12 protein-coding genes are annotated in these 21,649 nt (G+C 58.8%); 7 read left to right on the top strand and 5 right to left on the bottom strand.

Going from position 1 to position 21,649, the window contains the following annotated elements; all coding sequences use genetic code 11:
• Window positions 1–226: 226 nt before the first annotated feature.
• Both IEN85_RS11575 and IEN85_RS11570 read right to left on the bottom strand, forming a co-directional pair.
• Window positions 227–1,591, bottom strand: coding sequence for a sensor histidine kinase (locus IEN85_RS11575; protein WP_191617248.1), 1,365 nt, complete (start codon window positions 1,589–1,591; stop codon window positions 227–229).
• A complete protein-coding gene (locus IEN85_RS11570; protein WP_191617247.1) occupies window positions 1,584–2,297 on the bottom strand; it encodes a response regulator transcription factor in 714 nt (237 codons plus the stop codon). Before IEN85_RS11570 ends, IEN85_RS11575 begins: the two co-directional genes overlap by 8 nt.
• Window positions 2,298–2,490: 193 nt before the next feature.
• On the opposite strand from IEN85_RS11570, the gene IEN85_RS11565 reads away from it, so the two are divergent.
• Window positions 2,491–4,890: a TonB-dependent receptor gene (locus IEN85_RS11565; RefSeq protein WP_191617246.1), complete on the top strand. Its 2,400-nt coding sequence runs from the start codon at window positions 2,491–2,493 to the stop codon at window positions 4,888–4,890.
• Between the two features lie 213 nt (window positions 4,891–5,103).
• On the opposite strand, the gene IEN85_RS11560 is transcribed toward IEN85_RS11565, so the two are convergent.
• The 3 genes from IEN85_RS11560 to IEN85_RS11550 all read right to left on the bottom strand — a co-directional run bounded on the left by IEN85_RS11560 (window position 5,104) and on the right by IEN85_RS11550 (window position 8,594).
• The gene (locus IEN85_RS11560) at window positions 5,104–6,015 is read right to left on the bottom strand and encodes a mechanosensitive ion channel family protein (RefSeq protein ID WP_191617245.1); all 912 of its coding nucleotides are present in this window, start codon (window positions 6,013–6,015) and stop codon (window positions 5,104–5,106) included.
• A 358-nt stretch (window positions 6,016–6,373) separates the two neighbouring features.
• Window positions 6,374–7,132: an SDR family NAD(P)-dependent oxidoreductase gene (locus tag IEN85_RS11555; protein WP_191617244.1), complete on the bottom strand. Its 759-nt coding sequence runs from the start codon at window positions 7,130–7,132 to the stop codon at window positions 6,374–6,376.
• 298 nt (window positions 7,133–7,430) lie between these two features.
• Window positions 7,431–8,594: a phosphoribosylaminoimidazolecarboxamide formyltransferase gene (locus tag IEN85_RS11550; RefSeq protein WP_191617243.1), complete on the bottom strand. Its 1,164-nt coding sequence runs from the start codon at window positions 8,592–8,594 to the stop codon at window positions 7,431–7,433.
• Between the two features lie 156 nt (window positions 8,595–8,750).
• Here IEN85_RS11550 and IEN85_RS11545 point away from each other — a divergent pair, with 156 nt between their 5' ends.
• From IEN85_RS11545 to IEN85_RS11520, 6 genes are all read left to right on the top strand, one after another.
• Window positions 8,751–9,593 carry a 3-keto-disaccharide hydrolase gene (locus IEN85_RS11545; protein WP_191617242.1) on the top strand — a complete coding sequence of 281 codons (843 nt, stop codon included), beginning with the start codon at window positions 8,751–8,753 and terminating at the stop codon, window positions 9,591–9,593.
• 213 nt (window positions 9,594–9,806) lie between these two features.
• On the top strand, window positions 9,807–13,121 hold the full coding sequence (gene recC, locus IEN85_RS11540) for an exodeoxyribonuclease V subunit gamma (RefSeq protein WP_191617241.1): 3,315 nt from the start codon (window positions 9,807–9,809) through the stop codon (window positions 13,119–13,121).
• Window positions 13,118–16,612: a UvrD-helicase domain-containing protein gene (locus tag IEN85_RS24775; protein ID WP_191617240.1), complete on the top strand. Its 3,495-nt coding sequence runs from the start codon at window positions 13,118–13,120 to the stop codon at window positions 16,610–16,612. Before recC ends, IEN85_RS24775 begins: the two co-directional genes overlap by 4 nt.
• On the top strand, window positions 16,609–18,330 hold the full coding sequence (gene recD, locus IEN85_RS11530; protein ID WP_191617239.1) for an exodeoxyribonuclease V subunit alpha: 1,722 nt from the start codon (window positions 16,609–16,611) through the stop codon (window positions 18,328–18,330). The genes IEN85_RS24775 and recD overlap by 4 nt, the downstream gene beginning before the upstream one ends.
• Window positions 18,331–18,466: 136 nt before the next feature.
• Window positions 18,467–19,741: a Gfo/Idh/MocA family protein gene (locus tag IEN85_RS11525; RefSeq protein ID WP_191617238.1), complete on the top strand. Its 1,275-nt coding sequence runs from the start codon at window positions 18,467–18,469 to the stop codon at window positions 19,739–19,741.
• A 30-nt stretch (window positions 19,742–19,771) separates the two neighbouring features.
• The gene (locus IEN85_RS11520; protein WP_191617237.1) at window positions 19,772–21,448 is read left to right on the top strand and encodes a HEAT repeat domain-containing protein; all 1,677 of its coding nucleotides are present in this window, start codon (window positions 19,772–19,774) and stop codon (window positions 21,446–21,448) included.
• Window positions 21,449–21,649 lie beyond the last annotated feature (201 nt).

The following is a 21,649-nucleotide window of genomic DNA, read 5'->3' as shown; positions in this document are numbered from 1 at the left end:
GATTTGTAGAGGGATTTACCTAGAACGTCTAATTCAGTCTATTTCATAAATAGCTGAGGTAAAACCACTTAGAAAAGAACATCGCACAATAGATATTATGTCTAATCTGGATTTTAGCCGCTGGCAGCCTTGGTTCCAGGAATTCCCTCTTCCTTCTGCCTGAACGAGAATCCGAACCTAGGTCGGGTTCTCTGCTTTGTTCCGAACCTGCTGGGACGGCGGTCTCTCAAGCCTGCTTTTCCGAGTTATCGCTCGGCCGGCTGAAGATCACTTCGATGCGTGTGCCTCCCTGGTTTCTTGGCTGCTTATTCAAGTGCCAGCGATGGGCGCGGCAAAGTCGTTCGACGAGCGTCAGTCCGTAACCATGCCCAGGCTCTGTAGTCGTTTCGGTGAATTCCTTGAATTCAGGCAATCCTGGGCCGTCGTCCTCGACCGCCAGCCGCCCCTGGTCCTCTATCGAATCGACGCGTACGCACAGCTCGCCGCCTGGCAGATGGCTGAACGCGTTGCCGATTAGATTATGGCACAAGACGGCCAGAACTTCTCGATGGCAGACGACCGTTACGGGATGCTCGGCGAACAAGCTTATTCTCAGCGGGTGCGTCGGATAGAGTTCGCGAATTTCTTCCACTACCTCTGCGACGACCGCGGCGGCGTCAACGGACTGCGTCGGCAAGCGGTGTCGGCCTTCCCGGGCAACCATCAAAAAGATCTCGATCAAACGTTCCATGCGATGCACGGAGCGTTCAATTCGTCCGAAATAACGTTTCCGCGCCGCGTCGTCCGCATTGCTCTGAAGCAAGGAAACGGCCCCTTTCAAGGTCGCAATCGGAGTGCGCAGCTCGTGACTGCAATCCGCCAGGAAGTTGCGCTCCCGAGCCAGCGTTTCGTGCAGCCGCGCTTCGTAGGTTCCCAAGGCCCCTTCCAGAAAACCAACCTCGTCGTGTTCCATGCGAGCTGGTTGACCTGGTACAAGGACCTCGGTCTTGATGTCTGGATTCCGTTGCTGCACGCGCTCCGCAAGCGCGACGATCGGTTTCAAGGCCCATTGGGCGATCAGCGAACCTGCGGAAAGAGCCACCAAAATGACGACGAGCGCCACAACCAGAAATGCGATTTGCAGCGAGCCTACAATCGCGTCGGTGTATTCATAAGCCGGGCTGACGAGCCAGGTCACCTTTTGCTCCGGCCCTTGCAAGTCGACCCAGATCGCATATTCCTTGTCCCAGTCAGACCAATACATGTAATCGAGCAAGCCATACATTACTTCGGTTCGATGCTGTTCCGTGTCACCGAATGCTGAATACAATCCGCGTTGCGTAGGCGGATCCGCAAGACCAAGCGCTTCGCTTATCGATTCGCTGGACGTATAGCGAATCACTCCAGGCGGCAGCGGCGCTTCCGGTCCCGCCTGAGCAAGGTGCTCTAGAAGATGGGCATAGTACTTGTTCCGGATAAGCTCTTCGGCTGTCAGCAACAACATCCATCCAAGCCCAGCGAATACGAGCGCCTGCAGCACGGCCAAGCCCACAAGCAGCCGGCGTATCCGCGAGGCCAAGCGGCTGGGCGGGCCTTTCTTCGCTTCACTCATGGCGGCGCTCCGGCTCGGTCACGGCGATTTGGTACCCTACTCCACGGTGCGTATGCAGCAGGGCGATGCGCTCGTCCCGATCCACTTCGGCTCGCAAGGTCGCGATATGCGTGCGCAAGGCGTCGCTTCCGGGCAAGTCGTCCGCCCACAAGTGACGTTCCAGTTCTTGGCGAGGAACGACCGCTGGTGAGCGAGCAAGCAGGTATTCAAGAATCGAATAATCCATGCGCGTCAGGGCGAGCCGGCGTTCTCCCCGGCGGACTTCCCGAGTCGACGTATTCAATTCCAGGTCGTGCAGCCGAAGCACCGAGCTTGGGGACTGGGTCGAACTGCGACGCACCAGAGCACGTAGCCTGGCAAGCAATTCCGGCAGCGCGAAGGGCTTTACCATGTAGTCGTCTGCGCCAGCCGCGAACCCTTCCAATCGATCGTCCAATAGATCTGCAGCGGTCAACATGAGCACGGGGATTTGAGGCGCGATGCTGCTGCGCAAGCGTCGGCACACTTCAAGGCCATCGATGACCGGTAGGCGCAGATCGAGAATCACCGCCGCGTGCGTCTGTTCGCTTACCCGGTGAAGCGCGAGGGCTCCATTTGGCACGTAGTCGACGCCCCACCCGCGTTGCTCGAGGTAGTCCTGAATATTGCCGGCTAGGTCATAGTTATCCTCCACGAGGAGTACGGGTGCGTTGGGAGCGTCGGTCATCGGGAAAAGCGCAGGTGGACAACAGGTACCGTCGTCCGCGCGACTTCCAACTTGCTGGCCGAAACCCGTCACCATTTCAACTTGATTGTACCGCAGCGCGGGCTTGAGGAGCTGCTAGAGGCGCGATTTTGCGTTTCCTTAACGTTCGCCTCACGGGACGTTAGCGGGCGCTCGCGTAAGCTCTCGCAACACTATGAGCAAAATTTCGAGACAGGCATTGCGGTGCACCTTATCAGCGCTGCTAGTTGGCTTTTCCATGGTTGCCCAGGCAGCCGAGGCGCCCGGCGGGATAACGATTGTCGTGAGAGACCAGATCACCGAGCGCCCGCTTGCGAACGCTCGCATTACGATCACGGAGCGGGAAAGCAATTCCGCCCAATCGCTGACGAGCGACGCCCAAGGGCGCATCGTCATTGAAGCGCTCGACCCCGGGCTCTACGCGGTGAACGTGGCCAAAGACGGGTTCGTCTCCTCGTATGAGCCAAGCGTACGCGTGATAACGCGGAAAAATGTGCTGATTGAATTCGAACTGCTCGAAGCCCTCGGCAAGGCAGTGGAACTCGAAGGTGTAGTGGTTAGGGCACGACAGGCCGATGCCTTTGCTTCGGCTTCCAGCGCCTATCGCAACCGGGAGGAATTGCGCAGCTCCGTTGGCGGCGGAGCCGATCCGCTGCTTTCGCTGGACGGGCTCCCCGGCTTGGCGTCCACCAACGAATTCGCGAACTTCAGCGTGCGCGGTCGCGGCCCGAGAGATAACCTCATATTCGTCGATGAGTTTCCCTTCGACAAAGCCGTGCACTTCGACGCGACTTTGGGTGAAGCAGAGGATGTCGGCGGCGGTGGGCGCTTCTCCATTTTCGCGCCGAACGTGATTAGCGGAGCCGAGTTCTCGCCCGGCGGATGGGGACCGGCGTACGGAGGCCGAGCGGCATCGCTGCTCAAGCTAGAAGTGGCGGGTGGCAATCCAAGTCCTTCCGCGAGCCTGCGCATCGACATTGCGGGCAACGAATTTGGATACGACGGCCCTGCTGGGATCACGGAAGGCTCAACCTTGCTCGTCTCCGCCCGAGACTTGGACTTCGGCGACTTTTTCGAAGACATCGAAGAGCTCGACATCGGGGATCCTGTCTTGAGCGACATCATCGTAAAGTCAGTCATCCCCATCAACCCGCAGCACAGCTTCGAGCTTCTGCTGATCGATACGCAGGAAGACTATTCCCGCGACGTGACTCACGTCGCAGCGTCGCCCAATTTCGAAGACGTGGCGCTGCTGGATTTCGAACAGGACAGCGATTTGTACGGGCTCACAATGCGATCGTTGATCGGCGCAGAAGCGGTTTGGACCAACAAGCTTTACTACCGCAAAAGCGACAAAACGAGCTCGGAGGGCGAAGCCTTTCCCGACCTCGCGCCACCTGGATCGCCTGCATCCAGTTTTCCAGTACGGGAAGACATCATTACCATCGGCGAAGGCGAGGAAGAGATCGGTTGGCGAAGCGACTTCACGACGGTAAATGAATGGGGCGTGTTCAGCGCAGGCCTGCATGCAACGCAGGTAGACCTCGACTACGACACGGTCTTGGATGGCGATTGGAACCGGTTCGTCTACGACAAAGACGACTTCAGGCCCGATCCCGACCAGCGCTACATCACGCTGACTCCCGCTAGCGTCAATTCCTCGTTCAACAAGAAAGAGACAAGCTACGCAGCGTACATCGACCAAGTCTTCGAGAGAGGCGATTGGGACATCCGCGCCGGCCTGCGCTTCGATCGAGACGGCTTTGCCGACGAAAGCTTCGCCTCGCCCCGTTTCAGCGTAAATTGGCGACCCAGCAATACGCTGCGATACTTCGCGACCGCAGGACTCTTCCATCAGTCGCCTCGGTACCTGGACCTTGCCGCCGACTCCTCAAACACCCTTAAGAACGAAGAAATTACGCATGGTAGTATTGGGGTTCAGTTCTTCCCCAACAAAAACTGGTCCGTGTTGACCGAAGCCTACTATCAGAACCTCGACAAGCTGGTGGTCGACCTCGATCGCGTAAGCGGAACGTATTCTAATATTGGAGACGGAACCTCCTACGGTCTCGATATCGTCGTCAACGGGACGATCCGCGAAGGCCTATACACAACGGCGACCTACTCCTACAACGATGCGACAATCGACCAGAAGGACGGTCGCGGCGAGGTAGCCGCCGACTTTAGTCGCGAGCATGTCGCGACCCTTGGCATGACTTGGGAAATCAGCGACCGCTGGAAGGTCGGCGCCCGCTACAAATACCTTTCGGGACGGCCCTACGACGCCTTTATCGTACACTCCGACGTCCTGGGGCCTGGACAACCGCTGCGCTTCTCGAAAGAGATCACCGAGCGCAATGTCGGTCGCAATAGCGGTTACGGCTTGTTGAACGTACGCGTCGACTATCGCCGCTCCTTCGGCCCGATCGATTTCACGACCTTCCTCGATGTCATCAACCTAACGGCGGCGTCTTCGAGCGACGATACCGAGTTTGACTACCGTCGCGGCATCGAAGTCGAAGACGAGAGCGAGGCCGAGCCACTCATTGGCCTGCGTCTGGATTACGCGTGGTAAAGCGAAAGCAGCAGCTCAAACATAGATCCCTGCTGCAAGCAGACGGAGTATTTGATCAGGTGGAACAGCCGCTCCGCGGGTGTCTAAATCGCCCGGCGGAGCGGCCGATCCACACCTTACCTGCAGACGTCGCAAGCGACGGGATATTGAGCCGTAATCGAAAAAAAAAGCGTCCCCCGCTTTTTGGGGACGCTTTGCTAAAATTTGTACCGATTAACTCGCCGCTTCGGCACTGCCGCTGATCATGTGCACATCCCTTTGTGGGAACGGGATGGTGCAGCCACCGGCTTCGAGGGCTTCCTTGCCGGCCTTGGTCAGCTCTAGCTTGGCAGGCCACCAGTCGGAAGCCATCGTTTGAACGCGGAATAGGATGTTCACCGAGGAATCGCCAAGGCTGTCGACCTTGATGAAAGGCGCGGGATCCTTGAGCACGCGGGCGTCGGAAGCGGCGAGGTCTTCCAGGATCTGCAGGGCCTTGTTGATGTCGTCGTCGTAGGAAATGCCAAAGGTGATATCGAAGCGGCGCTGGGAGGCGACCGTATCGGAAAAATTGACGATGATGCTGCCCCAGATTTTTGAGTTAGGAATCATGACCTTGGGGCAGTCTGGCTGGTGGGCTTTGGTTACGAAAAGGCCGATTTCGTCGACGAGGTAAACGTCCCCTCCTCCGACCTTGATGGCGTTGCCGGCCCGGAACGGTTTTAGGAAGAGAATCATCACGCCTGCGGCGATGTTGCTCAAGGTACCTTGCAGGGCCAATCCAATTGCCAGACCCGCAGTACCCAGCACCGCGATCAAGCTCGCCGTTTCCACTCCGAATTTTCCGAGCACCACGATGATGACCACGATCATCAAGGCGACGTAGAAAACCTGCTTGGCGATGGAAGCAAGCGACGGTTCTTCGGGATGCTTCTTGAGGATCAGGCCTGAGATCTTCTTGGAGATGAACTTCGCCAGAACGTTGCCCACGATCAGGATGAGGATGGCTCCGAGAACATTCATGCCGTATTCAGTAGCGAATGACACGATGCTTTCAGTGAATTGCTTGGACGCTTCGCTCGAGTCGCTGATCGCAGTTCCGTCTGAGCTTGCCTGGGCGATGGGTGGGATGAGATGACTTATCATAGTATCTGGTTTTCAGTGCTTATGAGATCGCCAGTCCAGAGGTTCCGGCTGGCATACGCACCCGAAATCCAGCTGATTCCATGCCCGATTTGCATTTTGCGTCCAACTGCCCGCAATCCCCTTACGGGCTGTGTTTTTCGGGTCGCGAACTAATTCAAGGCGCGTGCAAAAGTCCTTATTGCAGGCTTGGCCCTATTGCGATTTGCAATACCGAGCATCGCTTCCGTCGCGGTTGGGAGCATCAAAACCAGAGCGACCGCGACGCGAGGCCGCTTCCTACGCTTGGGCTGAGCGAAAAAAAACGTCCCCATTTTTTGGGGACGCCTGAATTTTTTTCGGGAATAGAGTTCCTGGTCTCTTAGCGGCCCATCCAGCCACCGTCGACGAGCATGGTGGTACCGTGCATGTAGCTGGCTGCGTCGGAGCAAAGGAATACGATGGGGCCCTTGAAGTCCTCGGGGCTTCCCCAGCGTCCGGCCGGAATACGAGCGAGGATCTGTTGGCTGCGCACAGGGTCGTTGCGCAAGGCTTCGGTGTTGTCGGTGTCGATGTAGCCGGGGGCGATCGCGTTGACGTTGACGCCTTTGCTGGCCCACTCGTTGGCGAAAGCCATGGTCAGCTGGCCTACTCCGCCCTTGCTGGCTGCGTAGCCGGGAACGGTGACACCGCCTTGGAAGGTCAGTAGTGACGCGGTGAATACGATTTTCCCGTAGCCGCGTTCTACCATGCGCTTGCCGAGTTCGCGGGTGAGCACGAACTGGGCGTTGAGATTGATTTCGATAACCTTGTCCCAGTACTCGTCGCTGTGCTCGGCAGCGGGAGCGCGCAAGATGGTACCGGCGTTGTTGACCAGAATATCGATTCTTGGGTAGTCGGCGTTCACTTGTTCGATGAAGGCGTGCAGCGCTTGGCGGTCGCCGAAGTCGCAGCTATAAGCCTTGAAGGATCGGCCGAGGGCTTGGACTTCCTTGTCAACATCGCAGCCCGCTTCGAGAGTGGCGCTGACGCCGATGATGTCGGCGCCGGCTTCGGCGAGAGCGAGCGTCATGGCTTTGCCGATACCGCGTTTACAGCCCGTAACGAGGGCGATTTTTCCTGTGAGATCGAATTGCTTCATGGGTAAATGCGTTGAGTTTCCCCTACACGTAAGATTGTTCGCATGAACTGTGTTGGAATTGAGTCTGGCTTGGCAAGGGGGAATGTACGGAGCGTCTTCTGTCTGTCAGGATGCGGCTTGCGAATGCGGCACGGTGGACAAACGCTCGGCAGCGAAGACGACACCAAACGCCGCGCAGCAACTGCCCTGCCAATGATTGCTATCCCTAGAAACCCAAACAGGCCGGCCCGCGATAGCGAGCCAGCCTGCCTGTTTAAATAGAGTTGCGCGAAGGTCCCTCGACCTGCGGCTTCCCGCACTAGTGGAGGAAGCTGCGGATGCCGGTGGCGGTGAGGGTCATGTTGTACTCGTTGGCCGCCTCGATGATGAGGTCGCTGCGGAGCGAGCCACCGGTCTCCACGATGTGCTTCACGTTGGAGCGGCTGGCGCGGTCGATGTTGTCGCGGAACGGGATGAAGGCATCGGAGCCGAGGCAGATGTCGTCGTACTGCTTGATCCACTCGGCGCGCTCTTCGCGGGAGATGGGCTCGGGACGCGTATTGAAGTTCTCCAGCATGTTGGCTTCCTCGTGGGCGCTGAGGCTGTCCCAGAGCAGGTACTGGTCGATCAGGTTGGTCTTTTCCACCTTCTTGAGGCCATCCTTGAAGTCGAGCCCGCGCACCTTGGGGTGGCGTTGCAGGAACCACTTGTCCGCCTTGTCGCAAGCGAGGCGGGTGCAGTGAATGCGGGACTGCTGACCGGCGCCCATGCCCACGATCTGGCCGTCGTAGGCGATGCTGATGGAGTTGGACTGGGTGTACTTGAGGGAGATGGCGGCGACCAGCAAGGTGTCGAGGGCTTCCTCGGAGATGTCCTTGTTGGCGGAGAGCACGTTCTTGAAATCGTCCTTGGTGAACAGGCGGCTGTTGCGGTCCTGAGCTACGGTGACGCCGAAGATTTCGCGCTTTTCGATGCCGGTGGGCATGAAGTCGTAGTCGATCTCCAGCATGCAGAATCCGCCCTTCTTCTTTTGCTTGAGGATCTCGAGGGCTTCCGGCTCGTAGCCCGGGGCGATGATGAGGTCGCTGACCTCCGTCTTGAGGAATTGGGCGAGGCTCACGTCTACGACGTCGCTCACCGCGAGCACGTCTCCGAAGGAGCAAAGGCGGTCGCCGCCGCGAGCCCGCACGTAGGCGCTGGCTACGGGCGAAAAGTCGGTGGTCTTGAGGAACTGGGACTCCTTGAAAGCGTCGTCGATGGGCTTGGCGATGGCCGCTCCGGCGGGGCTTACGTGCTTGTAGGAAGCGGCGGAAGCCTTGCCGGTGGCTTCCTTGAGCTCGCGCACCAGCTGCCATGAGGTGAGGGCGTCGAGCATGTTGATGTAGCCCGGGGCCCCATTTACGATCTTGATGGGTGAAGGCTCCGGAAATTCCAGGAACGCTTCTTTCTGGTGAGGGTTTGTGCCGTAGCGGAGAGAGATCATGCCCCTCTCTATGCGAGCGGTTTCGGCAAATGCAACATCAGGAAATCGCCCTTTTTGATTTATCGGTATATCGTGAGAGCATCTTGAGGGTTGCAATCTCTGGAACCAGCCTCTTTTAGCTGATGGCACACCCCTGCTACCCAAGTTCCCAAAACCATGACGACCGCTTCCCTGAAAAGACTTACCGCAATCGCCTGCGGCCTTCCCGCCCTCTCCGTTTTCGCAGACGGCTTGCCCCAACTGGACTGGGAAGAGCTGAGCAAGACCAATCCCTGGGAGTATACGGAGCTTCATCTCGAAGTTCCAGTGGTGACGCCCGGCGAATACGGCAGCGCCCCCTCGGACGCGGTGGTGCTCTTCGACGGCAAAGACCTTTCCGCTTGGGAAAAGACTCCATTCGGCGAAGGCGTGGCGGTGGACCGCACGGAGTATTACCTGAAGCAATACGAAGAAGGAGCCGACTGGGGTGCGGCCACTTGGCAGGTGGAAAACGGGGAAATCGTGGCGGGCCAGAAGCAGGGAGCCATCGCCTCCCGCCAAGCCTTCGGCGACATGCAGTTGCACATCGAGTGGCAGGTGCCGGTTTTGGAAGGCAAGCGAGGACAGGAGTACGGCAACAGCGGGATCTTCCTCATGGGCATGTACGAAGTGCAGGTGCTCAACTCCTACCAGAACGAGACCTACTCCAACGGGCAGGCTGCTTCCATCTACAAGCAACACTCCCCGCTCGCGAACGCCTCCCGAGCTCCCGGGGAATGGCAGAGCTTCGATATGATTTTCACGGCCCCGCGCTTTTCGGAGAAAGGCACATTGGTCAGCCCAGCGCAGCTCACGGTGCTGCACAACGGCGTCCTCGTGCAGCACAACGCGGTGCTGCAAGGACCCACTGCCTTCATCGGCGAGCCCTACTACATTCCCCATCCGCCCAAGCTGCCCCTCGTCCTGCAGGACCACGACAACCCCGTGCGCTACCGCAACATCTGGGTGCGCGAACTGTAGGAGCCGCAGGGAGCGGCTAAAGCTGTGCCCTGGTCGGGTGGTGTAATGATCCTGCAACGCGGCTGTCTGGGGCCTTCGACTTTGCTCAGGCTAGACCAAACAGCCCTACCCTCGCGAATACCGCACACAGTATCAATCGCTTCGGAGCGCCGCTACGATTAAGTTTCGGCATTGCCAAGCGCTAGGCTCTGAGTTTCTCATCCGCAGCTTCAAATGGCGGAAAAGCAGCTCACTCTCCACACCTCGAACCGGGTTGAAAAACTGGCGGCTCGACTGGTGGACGTTTCTCGAGCCTTGCCGCTAAAAAACGCCCTTTCGCAGGAAACGGTTATGACCCTCAATCCGGGAATCGCTCGTTGGCTGCAGTTCGAAATCGCCAAGCTTACGGGGGTTGCCTTCGGCTGGGACTTTCCCCTGCCGGGCAAGCTCTTCTCCCGGGTTCTGAAAGGCTTCGAACCCAGCTTCGAAGCGACAGGAGCCTTCCCCGAGGACGTGGCCCGCTGGCACTTGCTTGACCTACTGGGAAAATTGGAGGACCAGCCGCGTTTCGCTCAAGTCCGCAGCTACTGCCAGCAAGCCGAGGGAACCCGCCGCCTTGGCTTCGCCAGCCGGCTCGCCAAGCTTTACGACGAGTACTTGGTCTATCGGCCCGACGTCATCACGCAGTGGGAGGACCAGCCCTACGAATCGCGTTTCGACTGGCAGGCGGAGCTTTGGCGTCGCCTCGTCAGGTCCCTGTATCCAAAAAGCAAGACGCCTCGCCATATCGCTCGATTGACCCATGAACTCGTTCGCGGCCAGATTCTCGAACTGGGGATTCAGCCGCAGCACTGGCCGGAACGGCTTTTCGTGTTCGGAGTGTCCTCGCTCGCCCCGCTCTACCTCGACCTGCTCGACCAGCTGTCGCGCTACCGCCCCGTGCACGTCTTCCTGCTGCAGCCTTCCGACCAGTACTGGGCAGACTTGAAGAGCAGCAAACAAATCCAGAAGATCACCAAAAAGGCGGCCCGCAAGGCGGGCCATCGCCTCAGCCAACCGGAAGACTGGTTATTCGAAACCGGAAATCCGCTGCTGCCCGCCTTCGGCAAGCAAAGCCAAATGTTCCTCGACCTGCTGATCGACAAGGATCCCCAGCAAGACGACAGCCAGTTCGAGCTTCCAGACGAGTCGCAGAGCCAGCTCCACTGCCTGCAGGCTGACTTGTTCAACATCGAAGACCGAGACCTTGCACGCGGCTCGACCCCCTTCCCGCCCTACGACGGCAGTCTGCAGCTTCACTCCTGTTCCAGCCGTCGCCGGGAGGTAGAAACGGTCTGGGACCTCATTGTGCAGCGGCTCGACCAGCAGCCTAAGCTGAAGGCCAGCGACATCCTTGTCATGGCTCCAGACATACAAGACTACCGCTCCCACGTCGAAGCCGTCTTCAAGGCGAAACGCGGCACTCACCTTGAAATCCCTTACTCCATAGCCGACAACGCAGCTGGCAGCCGTCCCGGTGTCTTGAGCGGGCTCTTCGCCATACTGCAATCCGTATCCACGCGAGCAAGCGCGGCTGAAATTATGGCCTTGCTGGAAACGCCGCTTCTCCGAGAGGTATTCAGCTTTTCTGACCGAGACTTGGAGTGTATCGAATCCTGGATACGAGAACTTGGCATCACCTGGGGCTGGAACGCGGAACATCGCTCTCAACACTACAGCTTCGCGACCGACCGCAACACTTGGCGCGAGCTGCGCATCCGCCTCTTGTCCGGCAGCCTTTTCTCGCGCGAAGCGGCAACGCCTCAAGGTATCCTTGCCTATCCAGAAATCGAGAGCGATCTGGCTGACACTGCCGGCAAGCTGCTCGAATGCCTCGAGCTGGTGCGTTCCTTGCGCCAAGGCTACCATCAAAGCCACACCCTTGCCACCTGGCAGGAACGCATGACCTCCCTGCTCTTAGCCCTGCGTTGCGAAAGGGAAGACTGGCAACGCGACTTCCAGCAAGCAGGAGACCTTGTCCGCGAAACCTTGCCCGCCCTGGAGGATACGCTTGCAAGCGGCGCGGAAGCCTATCGAGCTCTGGCGGAGAAATTCGAGTCGAGCGCTTCCGGCGGGGGCTACCTCAGTGGGGGAGTCACCTTTTGTTCCCTCAAGCCCATGCGGGCGATTCCAGCCGACACGGTCTGCCTGATGGGAATGAACCGCTCTGACTTTCCTCGGAGTGGCAAACGCCCCAGTTTCGACCTAATGGCAACCGAAACCCGTATCGGAGATCGCAATACACGAGACGAAGACAGGCAGTTCTTCCTCGAAACCTTGCTATCGGTCCGCGGACGATTCGCCATCACTTACCAAGGACTGTCTCCAAACAGCGACACGCGAAACGAGCCGTCGTCGGTTGTTGAAGAACTGATGAGCTACCTCGAGAACGCCATGCAGCCCGAGGACTTCGATCGCATTCAGCATCGCCAAAAACGGCAATCCTTCGACCCGAGCTATTTCGAAGGCGAGCAGGCAACCTACGATCCAGACCGAGCCGCCCTACGCAATCGCTTCCTAGGCTCGGGCACCCCTCCTGAAAACGAGACAGTCGAAGTCCCGGAGCCCCTCAACCGCCTTGACGAGCTCGAAGCCATTGACCTCGAGGAGCTCGTACGTTTTTTCAGCGACCCGGCGAAAGCCTTCGCAACCTCCGCCGCCAAGCTGAAGATCGTCGGCGACGAAGATTCCCTGCCGGAGATCGATCCGCTCTTCTCCAGCGGATTGAACCGCTACAAGCTCCGGGACGCATTCGCGCAAGCTATCAGCGAGGGCGACAGCCTGGACGCAATCAGCTACGCCAGCGTTGCCCAACAAAAGCAATTGCCAGCCGGCTTCCTCGAAGCGCCCAGCTTCGCTTCGGAACGCGAACGCGCCGAGCGTTTGCTTGCTAGCTTGGGCGACCTTTCGAGCGAAACGACCTACCTCGAAAAAGAGCTCGATGGAATACGGCTATGCGGAGAGGCGACAATCCACACGCAGACGGGCTTGCAAGTGATTGTGGAGGCCGGCGAACTGAAAGCGAAGCGCGTACTTTCAGCATGGATACGCCATGTCTTCGCATCAGCCCTGAGTCCCGCGTTTAGCGGCGAGACCATCGTGCTCAGCCTACACGAAAAAGGAGCCCCCTTCCGCTTCGAAAAAATAGACACAGCCACGCAAAGGCTTGCGGAACTGGTCGACCTCTATCGCAAAGGCCAGCAAGCGCCCCTGCCCTTTTTTCCGTCGGTCTCAGAGACCGCCTGCAAGAACTGGCTTAAGGAGCCCGCGGACGACGAAGCCCAACGCATCGAGAACGTATTGGAAAAAGCCCGACGCGAGGTGCGAAGCAGCCGCACCGAGAGCCCTTTTCGCAGGGACTTCGAATGGTCCGACTACGAACGCATTTGCTTTGGCGAACTCTACACTCCCGAGAAAGAATTCCTCGATTGCGCCCTGCTCGTCTGGGAACCTTGTTTGAATGCGAAGGGAAAATTGAGTTTGGCTGACTTGAAAGGAGCGAAGGCGTGATCGACTTACTCAAGGGAACGACGCTAATCGAGGCGAGCGCCGGTACTGGAAAAACCTACACGCTCTGCCGCATCGCACTGCAGCTGACGCTGCAACAAGGGATAACGCTCGACCGCATCCTAGCTGTCACTTTCACAGAGGCCGCTACGGAGGAGCTCGCAGCCCGTATCCAAAAACTGTATCAATCCACATTGCGCGAGCTCGAGCTAGGTGAGCCCAAGGAACAGCTGTTAATCGACTGCATGGCTCTCGATGGTTTCGATCCCGAGCTGGCGAAAAACGCCTTGCGCTATAGCCTCGAGGTTTTTGACGAAGCTCCCATCTCGACCATCCACAGCTTCTGCAAACGCTCCTTGGATTTAGTCGCGCTCGAAACGAAGACGCCTTTCGATGCCGAACTGAGCCAGATAGAGGAGCAACTGATCGAGCAACTGCAATCTGAATACATCCGCCAAAACGTACTCGAAGCCTCCATAGCCTTGAGCTTGGCCTTGAGCTCCCAAAAATCGTTCGAGTCGCGACTGCAAGACATCGGCAGGCAAAGCGCCACCCACCCCGAAGCTCAGCTACGCCCCACCCCGAAGCCCGTCGACTTGGCTGCCTTGGAACGCAGATTCGAGGAAATTCCCCAAGCGGTGCAAAGCCTGCTCGAGCGAAAAGCGGACTACCTGCCGCACCTGAGAAAGAACGGAAAGATCGCTAAACACCTCAGCGGAGACTCAGTGGACTGGCTCGCCTGCGCCCAAAGAGGAAGCCTGCTTCCACAAGATCTCGCATGGCTGGAGGACTTCACGAGCGAAGCTTGGGGCAAGGGCCTAAATAAGAGCGGAAAGGACCTACCGATCCCTCCTCTCGTCAGTTTGCTCGATGGCGTTCTCGAACAAATTGACGCTGCCTTTTCGTCATTGATCTACCACTACAAACCCTGGCTCTCCGAGCGATTGGAAAAAGCCAAGCTACAAGCCAACGTTATCAGCTTCAACGATCTGCTACACCACCTGAACCGAGCGTTGAAAAGCGAAGCAGGCGAGCGTGTGACCTCGTTTCTCGCAGGCAAATACGACGCCGCCCTGATCGACGAGTTTCAAGATACGGATCGCGTGCAGCTGGAGATCGCCAAAACCCTCTTCGGCCAAGGCGAGCATTACCTTTTCTACATCGGAGATCCCAAGCAAGCGATCTACCGCTTTCGCGGAGCCGACATATTCGCTTATTTCCAAGCCACGGAAGCTGGAGGCATTCGCAAGCAAGCGCTTGCCAAGAACTTTCGTTCAGCGCCACGCCTCGTACACGCCGTAAATACGCTCTTCCAGCACGCCCAGGCAGGTTTTGTGGATGAGCGCATCGCTTTCGAAGCGGTCGGCTCAGGGGTCGACCCGAACAGCTTCCCCACTTGCCAGAGCCCATTTCAAATCCATCAGCTAGCGCTCTCCGAAATGGAGAAGCCATCCGGTAGCGGTTGGTATCGCGACGTGCTTGCGGAGAGGGCGGCCAACGATTTGGTCGCTCGCATCAATGCCGATCCTGCCTTCGATCCCGCGGACGCCGCCTTTTTGGTTAACAGTAAGCACGAAGCGGATACGATTAGCCAAGCCCTCGCAAAGCGAGGACTGTCCTCCGCCCTCAGGGCGGACCGCAGCGTTTTCAAGACTCAGGAGGCTTCGGACCTTGCCAAAGTTCTCGCTGCGCTCGCCTCGCCCACCCGCTCCAGCTTGAAACGGGGTGCTCATGCGGCACTTGATCATTCCCTATCAGCAAGGGATATGGCACAGGCTGCTTACGAGGATTTATCGACTCCAATTTTTGAATACATAACCGAATGGTCCAAGGAGTGGTTCTCACGAAACTTCGACGTGGCCCTCATGGGGCTCCTGCGCTTGATCGAGGGGGATGCCGCCAGCGGCCTAGATTCGGAGCGTCGATACGCGAACCTAAGCCAACTCGCGGAGCTCTTGTCGCACGCCCGCGACACGGATGCCCTGAGTCCACGCGGGCTCCTCAATTGGTTGCTGCGCAAGGCGGACGCAAACGTGTCCCAAAACGAAGACTGGCAAACCCGCATCAGCAGCGACGAAGGCAAGCCGCAAATCATCACGGTACACAAGAGCAAGGGGCTGCAGTTTCCTGTCGTTTACCTGCCTTTCCTCGGATTACGGCGGGTCAAGACCGACGAGTTATCGGCAAGCTACCACGGACCTGAGAACGAGATGATCATCGACTACGCTCCGGAAGCAGGATCCGTCTCATCGACCCACGCCCAGCGCGAAGCCCTCGCGGAAGACGTCCGTTTGCTCTACGTAGCCCTGACCCGCGCCGAGCGGGAAAACATCGTGTACCTTTGCCCCGAAGAAATGGTGAAGTCCTCCGCCTGCTCTAGCTTTGCACAGTTCCTCTTGGATGAAGGGCTAAAGGCCTCAAGCAGTGAGGTCGGGGAGAAGCTCACTCAGATCGCCTCAGCTTCCGATGGCGCCATCTCGTTTCAAACAGCGCCGCTCGACACTGGCGAGTTCGTCCCCCTGCAGCGGTCGCTCAGCAGCGCATCAATCGAAAAAGTATCAGCCCGTCCACTACAGAAACGAAGACGACTTCCGCTTCCGGAGCGGGTGCTCAGCTTCTCGGCTCTCAACAAGAGCCTCCACAGCGAGGAGCAAGATGCCCCAGTGGAAAAGACCGAGCAGGACTCGGCCATGAGCGACGAAGCGGCGCAGGCGCCCGAGCCCAGCTTCGAGGAAGAGCCCGAAGGAATCAGCATCTTTACATTGCCCAAAGGAACGCATGCCGGCGACCTGCTGCACTTGATTCTGGAACGTTTCGACTTTAGCCGCCCCGAAACCTTAGCTGCGACCACTCAGCAAGCGTTTGATGCCCTTCAATTCGAGCCACGAGATTTCGAGCCCATCGTAGCGGGACAAATCGCCGCCATTGCCAAGGCTAAATTGACCAGCGATTTTGGCGCCTTCTCCCTCGAAGGGATACCCGCCCACAAGCGTGTCCCCGAGCTCGAGTTCGCGTATCCAGTATCCGGTGATGTCAAGCAAGGCATCCTCGATGCTCTCTCTGCGAACGACCTCGGCGCCATACCCGAGACCTGGTTGCAAGGCATCGGAAGAACGGATGCGAGCTTGCCCGCCTCCATGCTACGCGGTTTCATAGACTTGGTGCTCGAACACGAGGGGCGCCTCTACGTTTTCGACTGGAAGAGCAACTACCTCGGCCCCACGCCAGCCGACTACGACGTGCGGGCCATCCAAGGTTCGATGGCGGAACACAACTACTATTTGCAATACCTGCTTTATTGCGTGGCGGTTAAACGATTCGCTGCGTGGCGCTATCCCGGCCAGCCCTTTGAGGATCTGTTCGGCGGCGTTTTCTACATTTACGCCCGCGGCATTAGCCCGGGACGAGAGACCGGAATCTTCTATGACTGTCCGTCCGCCGCCCTGCTCGATTCCCTCGACCGGGCGCTCGCCAACGAAGGGAGCTTCGTATGATCAAGGAACGCGACGAATTTTCTGTGCTGAACGAGCATCCCTTTACGGCAAGCGACCGCATGCTGGTGCGGCACTTGCGCGAGGATTGGGGAGAGAGCGGCTACTGGATCTTGCTGGCAGCGGCGTTCTGCAACCTAGCGGTCAGGGAGGGGCATACCTACCTGGACCTCGCCAATCCCAACTTCAACACCGTCTCCCCGCCTCGCTCTTGGCCGGGAACCGACCGCTGGACCGAGCTGCTGGCGGTCAGCCCCATCGTGCAGCACGAAGCCTGCGAAGAGGACAAGCCTCTGGTGCTGAGCAGCGGAAGCTGCTTGTATCTAGAAAAATACTACAGCTACGAAAGAAAATTGGCAGCGCGGATTCGCCAGCGCGCCCTCGATTCCTCCGTAGCCTCCGCGAATCCAGACCCCGTGCAGCGTGCCGCTGACCAGTCCTTTTTCGTCATCACTGGAGGCCCCGGAACAGGCAAGACCACGTTGGCCCTGCGCTACCTCGATCGATTGCTCGACGCCTGGGAGGGAGATCGCCCGGCTCGCTTCGCCGCTATCGCCCCAACCGGAAAAGCCGCCGCCCGCTTGTCGGAATCCATCGCCAACGGAGTCAAGTGCATGGACGTGAGCGCCAGCCGCAAGGACGAGCTGCTTTCTGTGCCCTGCTTGACGATTCACCGCCTGCTGGGAAGCTTGCCGCATCGATCCTCTTTTCGCCGCAACCGCAAGCATCCGCTTCGCTACGACACCTTGGTGATCGACGAGAGTTCGATGATCGACCTGCCCTTGATGATGCGGCTGTTCGAAGCCTTGCCCGACTCTTGCCAGGTTCTGTTGCTCGGCGACAAGGACCAGCTCGCGAGCGTGGACGTAGGCTCCGTCCTGAGCGACATCCTCAAGGCGGCTGAAACAGAAAGGTCAGCCCTGCGCCACGCAGTCGAGCGACTCAGCAAGACGTATCGATTTTCCGAGGACAGCGGCATCTACCAGCTTTGCAATGACGCGAAACAGGGAAATTGGGAACATTTCTCCTCCTTCTTGAAGTCGCCAAGCCCGGACGTCTCGTTTCACCGTCTCGAGCCCGAGTCCAAGCGCATTCCCCAAGGCCTGGTGGAACGCGGAATCGAACGGCATCGCCGCCTCTCTACGGCAAGCGAGCCAGCTGCAGCCCTGGCTCGTCTCGGGGAAAGCATGATGCTTAGCCCGACGCGAAGCGGACCGTTTGGAACGCTCGAATACAATCGACTGGTGCGGAGCCGCATCCTCAGAGACCTTGGACACGAGGGGCATGAGACAATCCCGCTAGCGGGTGAACCCATTATCGTATTGGAAAACGACTACGAGCTGGAGCTCTTCAACGGCGACCTAGGGCTCCTCTGGCAAGAGGATGAGCTCCTATTTGCCTGCTTCGAGAGCGCGGACGGAGGCTACCGTCGTTTCCGCGTCTCCGAGTTGCCCCGTCACGAGTCGGCCTTCGCCCTCACGATTCACAAGAGCCAAGGCTCGGAATTCGAATCCGTTGACTGCCTCTTTGGGCCGGAGGCTTCGCAGAACTTGACCCGCGAGCTGATCTACACCGCCTTCAGCCGCGCCAAGCGCCAGCTGACCCTGTTCGCGGATCTCAAGAGCCTGGAAGGCGGGATCGGGCGGCAGGCGTTGAGAGCCACCCGCTTGGCTGAACTGCTCGGAGACCAGCAAGAACTGTCGGCTTCCAACCCGTCGTAAAAGTCCATTCGCTTGCCTAATAGGGCCTTTAAGACGAGGATTCTATAAGGCGAGCCGCCGCCTTCTTTACTTGAAACCAAGGGCGCTATTTCATTGTCTAACCGATAGGATTTATCGATAAACCTAAACCCTGAAAATGACGACAACCCCCAATCGCAGAACCTTTCTCAAAAAGGGAGCCATGGCAGTCGCTTCGACCTTTGCGGCGCCCATGATTCTTCGAGCCGCCACTTTAGGTCGCGGACAACCCGGCCCCAACAGCCGCATCAACATCGGCCTCATCGGCAACGGATTGATCATGGGCGGCCACCGCAGCTACTTTCGAGCCCGGGAGCACACTGTGGTGGCGGCTGTTTGCGACCTCTATCGGGACCGCATGGAGTCGGCTCTGGCTGAATGCCGACAAGAGAACAATGCCTGCCAGGCTTACTTGGACTACGAGGAGGTCCTGCAGCGCAGCGACATCGACGCCGTGGTGATCGGCACGCCCGACCATTGGCACGCCGCCATCGCCATCGCCGCCATGAAGGCTGGCAAGGACGTCTACGTGGAGAAGCCCATGACCCTGACCATCGAGGAAGGCAAGGCTGTGGTCGCCGCGGAAAAGCGTTACGGACGCATCCTGCAAGTCGGCTCCCAGCAACGCTCCGAAAACGCCTTCCGCAAAGCCGCGGAGATCGTGCGCAACGGTTGGATCGGCAAGGTCAAGCAAGTCCACTGCAACCTTGGTTCCTTCGACGCACCCACCGACTATCCGGAAGAGCCCATCCCCGAAGGCTTCAACTACGAAAAATGGCTGGGGCCCACCCCTTGGGAGCCCTACAACTCCAAGCGGGTCGAGAGTTCCTACAGCGGGGGCTGGCGCAACTTTTGGGAGTACGGCTCCCGCAAGAACGGGGACTGGGGAGCCCACCACTACGACATCACGCAGTGGGCCCTCGATCGCGACGACAGCGGCCCCGTACGCTTCGTTCCCAAGGGCGAGGATCAGCCGTATCAGTACTACGAGTACGACGATGGAGTACGTGTCATCCGCGATTGGGGGGACTTCAAAGGGCACATGATCCGCTTCGTTGGCGAAGAGGGGGAGGTGATGGTGAGCCGAGACAACCGATTGGACACCCTCCCCGTCTCTCTGGCCGGCCGCCCCCTCGAACCGAGCGATACCCGTCTCTACAAAAGCGTCGACCACCGCGCGAATTGGATCGAGAGCATCTACACCCGCAAGCCTACCATTTGTCCTGCGTCCGTCGGGCACCGTACCGCTACCATCTGCCAGTTGGCAGGTATCGCCGAAAGGCTTGGCCGCACAATCAAATGGGATCCCGTATCCCAGCAAATCCAAGACGATCCTCGCGCCGCCCTTTGGCAAGACCGTCCCCGACGCGCTGGCTACGCGCTCCCCGTTTAAAAGTAAGGAAAAGTGAATACAGATACGAAAATGACTTTCCTAGCAAAAATTTCCCTCCGCACGCTCGCAGCAACCTTCGCTCTGGGAGCGATGCCCCTCTCTTTCGCCCAGATTTCCGATGCGGAGCTCGACTCGATCTTCGATCGCCTCAACGGCGACGATTTCGCCGCACGCTATGCCGCCCGCATGGACTTGCAAGATGAGGTTTCAGCGGCCACGGCTCCCGGAAAGGAAGCTCAGCAGGCGATCGTGGAGCAGCAATTGCTGGAGCGACTGCAGAGCGAACCCTTGCTCACGACCAAGCTGTGGATTCTGCGGCAAATCGAATCCATTGGTTCCGAAGCCGCTATCCCGCAGCTCCGCCAGCTAGTCGATTCCGGAGACGGCGAGCTTGCCAAGGGAGCTCGCATGGCGATGGACCGCATCGTTCCCCCACCACAGCCCGAGCCGCCTCCCTACGAAGGCCTGTCCGCCTCAGAGCTGGCTGACCTCGCTCGCAATGCGCCCAATCGCTCGATCCGCTATCGAGCATTTATGCAGCTGAGCAAGCAGGACGCCAAAGCTGCGGCGGCGGTCATGCTCGACGCGGAGGCTTCCGCAGCGGAGTTCATCCGCATCGCGATGAATTCTTCCAGCTCGCTGCTGCGCAGAGAAGCGCTTGCCCAACTCGACTCCCCAAAGGTGTCGCACCAGATAGCCGTCCTCGGCGCTCTCAGCGAAAAGCTGCCCCAATCCGTCGAGAAGTCGCTGCTCCGTTTGCTTGAAAGCGAAAACGAAACCCTGGAGCTGCAGACGATCGAAGCTCTGGGAAGAGCCGGCACCGCCCGCAGCCTGCAGGCCTTGCTTTCGCGCATCGAGGCCCGTTCCCGCGACCTCCGCGATGCGGCGGCTGACGCTCTGGCAGCTATCCCAGACAGCAAGATCGATCGCAGCTTGCGCAAGATGCTGAAACGCGGAGCCGTCGAAGAGCGCGTCCTAGCCCTCAAGGCTTTGAGCCTGCGAGCGAGTCCCGGCGTCAACCGGTTGGTGAACGCTTACGCTGCTGACAGCGATCTGGACAACCCCCTGCGCGAAGAGGCGATTTCCAACATGGAGCTGGTGGGCGACGTCGACAGCTTCCCCATCCTCGTCGACATCGTGCTGAACGAAGCCCAGTCCGGCCTGCGGCGCGACGCCCAGAAGACGCTGAAACGCATGTCGCTTCGATTGGCCGACCCCGATGCCGCTTGGGCAGCCTTCGAGCAGGGCTTTGCGGCGAGCGAGGGCGACGTCGATACCCAACTCGCGTTGCTGCTGGTCAGCGACGCGGCGCCAAACGCAGAGGCCATTGCCTTTCTCAAGTCGCTCTGGAACGCAGAGGACCCTCGCTTTCGCAAGACGCTGCTGCGCGTTCTACCGGCTTGGCGGAACTGGGACGGCGGGTTCGCTCTGCTCGAGCTGGCGGCGGCGTCCGACGAATCTCAAGGGCTGCAGGACCAGTGTTTTGCCGGAATCGGTAAGCTCATCCTAGGCAGCGACGCCACCTATCCGATGGATGTGAAATTCGAACTGGCGGCCGCGGCGCTCGATCAGGCCAAGAATCCGCGTCAGCGCCAGTCGGTCATAACCGGCTTCCGCTACTCGACTTGGCGTGAACGGGTGCACGTGACCTACAACGAAGTCGATCCCGAGCTCAAGGAAGCGGTGCTCGAATACGCCAAGGATTGAGCTGAACCTATCACATTTGCTAGGCGTCTCCAACGACTGGAGACGCTTTTTTTGCGCCTGCGGACCGCTCTCCCCTACTTGCCGCAGCCCCCTCGTGGCGAACCGAGGATAGCGACGCCAGATAGAGTGAACGCAATTTCTCTGTTTTCGCACGCAAAACCTCAATCGACGGTCTCAACGGTGCAGTGCTTTTTTTGGTGA

Origin of the sequence: Pelagicoccus enzymogenes (assembly GCF_014803405.1) — a bacterium.
GTDB classification, from domain to species: domain Bacteria; phylum Verrucomicrobiota; class Verrucomicrobiia; order Opitutales; family Opitutaceae; genus Pelagicoccus; species Pelagicoccus enzymogenes.
The sequence above is the reverse complement of the archived record's forward strand: the minus strand, read 5'-3'. Positions and strand labels throughout refer to the sequence as shown.